Origin of the sequence: Actinoplanes sp. NPDC051633 (assembly GCF_040681735.1) — a bacterium.
Lineage (GTDB): Bacteria > Actinomycetota > Actinomycetes > Mycobacteriales > Micromonosporaceae > Actinoplanes.
Genome location: NZ_JBFAZH010000916.1, coordinates 1 through 3187, shown reverse-complemented (window position 1 = coordinate 3187; position 3187 = coordinate 1). Strand labels below are relative to the sequence as shown.

Sequence of the window (3187 nt, the reverse complement as noted above, 5' to 3'; positions counted from 1 at the left end):
GCGAAGCCGCCGAGCCAGGCGCGCTGCGGATCGGGGTCGGCCAGCCCGAAGCAGCCGCCGGTGTCCTGCACGGTCACGAAGACACCGCCGCGCTCGGCCATGCCGGCCGCCACCGCGCGGGCGGCCTGGAACGCGAGCCGGCTCACCGGACCGGCCTGGTCGGCCCCCGTAACCGCGGCCAGCCCGCCGAGCAGGATCACGCCGTGCGCGTCGGGTCGGGGCGTCTGTTCGGCGGTGGCGGTGATGCCGTGCGCGCGGAGCCGTTCCACCACGGCGGGCGCGAGGGCGCTGCCGCCGTCGACGACGGTGACCGGTCCGTCCCTGAGGCCGGCCAGCGCCATCCCGCAGGCCGGTGCGGCGACCGGCCGGACCTGTAATCGTGGCAGGCCGGGGCCGGCCGGCTCCGCGGGTTCGGCGGCGATGCCGCGCATGACCTCATCCAGGGTGCGCGCCTGGAACAGCCCGGCCATCTGCGTCGAATCGGTTGCCGGCAGTCCCTGCGCGCGTTCGCGCACCGCGGCGAAGATCTCCACCTTCTTGATCGAGTCGATGCCGAGGTCGGATTCCAGATCCATGCCGCCGTTCAGCATGTCGACCGGGTAGCCGGTCTTGTCGGCGACCACCGACAGCAGCAGCGCGAGGCTCACCGGTTCGGTCTCCGCGACCGGCTCGAGAAGGGGTGGCGGTTCGAGTGGGGGTGGCGGTTCGAGTGGGCGTGGCGGTTCGAGTGGGGGTGGCGGCTCAGGAACGGGCCGCTGCAGGAGCGCGGGCGCTGTTGGAGGCGGCGTAAGCCGAGAGACCTGGTGGTCCGGTCGCGGCGGTTGCCCGGCGAAGGCGGCGAAGGTGTTCTCGGCCATCTGGAGGAAGGCCTGGTGTGAGTCGGCGAGGACGCGCTGGAAGTGCATGTGCGCCTCGGCGGTCTGCCGCTGCATCTCCTGAACCGCGGTCAGCCATTCGGCGTTGTGATCGGTCATCGGGGCGACAGGCTCCAGAAGGGTCGGTGGGATCGGGGCCGGGGGGATGGGCGAGACCGGGGCCGGGAAGGTGGGTGAGACCGGGGCCGGCCGGGGCGGCGATATCGGGGCCGGCGAGGGTCGTTCGGGTGCGGGTGGCGCGATGTAGCCCGCGCCGTTGACGCGGACCGGCATCCGAGGCGGCTCCGGCGTCGGCGCCGGGCTCCTCTCCCCCGCCAGCTTCGTCAGGTCCATCGCGACGCCGTGGACGGCGAGCCGGCCGAGGCCCTCGTAGCACGCGGTCACGCCGTCGCGACCGCGCCGGTCGAGGCTCACCGCCGTGTGCGCCCGGTCGCCCAAGATCCGCCCGATCAGCCCTGTGAGCGCGGCGCCGGGGCCGACCTCGACGAAGATCCGCACACCGGCGGCGTACATCGCCTCGATCTGGTCGTGGAACATGACCGGGTCGCCGGGGTGCCGGGCGAGGGTGCGCCGGATCGCCGCGGGTTCCTGGTCGTACACCTTCGCGTCGGTGTTCGCGTACACGTCGATGACGGGCGCGGTCAGCTTCAGCGTCTGCAGGAAGTCGTGCATCGGCGCCTCGGCGGACCGCATCAGCGGGCTGTGGAAGGCGGCCGAGACGGCCAGACGGCGTGCGGCGGCGCCGAACCGCTCCTGCAGTGATTCGATCGCCCGCACGGTCCCGGAGACGACGATCTGCTGGGGACCGTTCCGGTTGGCGAGCCAGACGTCCGCCGTCTCGTTGATCGCCGACTCCACGGTGTCCGCATCCGCGTCGACCGCGAGCATCGAACCCGGCTCGGCGGTGATGCCCGCCAGCAGTTCGCCCCGGCGCCTCGCCAGGCGCAGCAGGCTCTCCGCGTCCATGACACCGGCCGCGTGGAGCGCGACCAGCTCGCCGAGGCTGTGCCCGGCCACGCAGTCGGGGGTGAGCCCGATCGACCTGAGCAGCGCGAGCAGCGACAGGCTGTGGGCGGCCAGCGCCGGCTGCGCCCAGCGCGTGTCGGTGAGCCGGCTTTCCTGCGCCGCGCGCTGGTCGTCGGTGAAGACCGGTGGCGGGAAGACGACATCGGCCAGATCCGGCCCGGCGGCGAAGTCCCACATGTCCTGGGCAGCCGGGAGGGCCAGGGCGATGTCGGCGCCCATCCCGACGTATTGGGAACCCTGCCCGGGGAAGACGAACGCGATCCGGCCCGGGTCGGCGGGTCCGCACTCGTAGAAGACGCCGCCGGGAAGGGTGAACGGCACGCCGGGCTGCCGGGCGATCATTTCGGCGGCCCGGTTGAGCTTCTCACGCCGGTCAGCGGCGTCGCTCGCCACCACGGCCAGCCGGTGCGTGTCCCCGGAGTCGAAATGGTCACTGCCCAGGATGTCCGCCGGAGCGTCGGCGCTGAGCAGGACGAGGTCGCCGGCGGCGCCGCCGAGAAGAGCGGGCGACTCGCCGCCGCCGTACTCCTCAAGGGTGACGTGGAAGTTGGCGCCGCCGAAGCCGAAGCTGGAGACCGACGCCCGCCGGGCGTGGGACGCGGGCCGCGTCCACGGACGGGCGACCGTGTTCAGGTAGAAGGGGCTGTCCTCGATGCCCAGCCCCGGATCGGGTTCGCGCACCTTGATGGTCGGGGGAAGCGTGCGCTGGTGCAGGGCCAGCACCGTCTTGACGAGCCCGGCCGCGCCGGCCGCCGACTTGGTGTGCCCGATCTGGGACTTGATGCTGCCCAGAGCGCACCAGCCGGGGTCCGGCCGTCCCGTCTCGCCGAAGACGCGGCGCAGCGACTCGAACTCGGCGGCGTCGCCGGCGCGGGTCGCGGTGCCGTGCGCCTCGACCAGGCCGACCGTGTCCGGGCCGTACCCGGCGGCCTCGTACGCCCGCCGCAGGGCCCGCACCTGCCCGGTGGCCATCGGCGCATAGATCGCCCCGCCCCGGCCGTCCGAGGAGGCGCCGAGCCCGCGGATCACGGCGTACACGCGGTCGCCGTCGCGTTCGGCGGTGTCCAGGCGCTTGAGGCCGAGCATCGCCAGGCCCTCGCCGAGCAGGGTGCCGTCGGCGTCCGCGGAGAACGGGCGGGCGTCGCCGGTCGGCGAGAGGGCCGGTGTCTTGCTGAAGCACACGTACATCAGTGGGTTGTTCGTCGCGTCCACACCGCCGGTGACCACCAGGTCGGCCTGGCCCAGGGCCAGCTCGTTGGCTGCGGCCGCTACCGCCGCGAGCGACC

1 protein-coding gene is annotated in these 3187 nt (G+C 73.6%); it reads right to left on the bottom strand.

Features of this window, described 5'->3' with window-relative positions; all coding sequences use genetic code 11:
- The coding region (locus AB0M20_RS34445; RefSeq protein WP_364304534.1) for an acyltransferase domain-containing protein at positions 1–3187 on the bottom strand (3187 nt) is incomplete at both ends.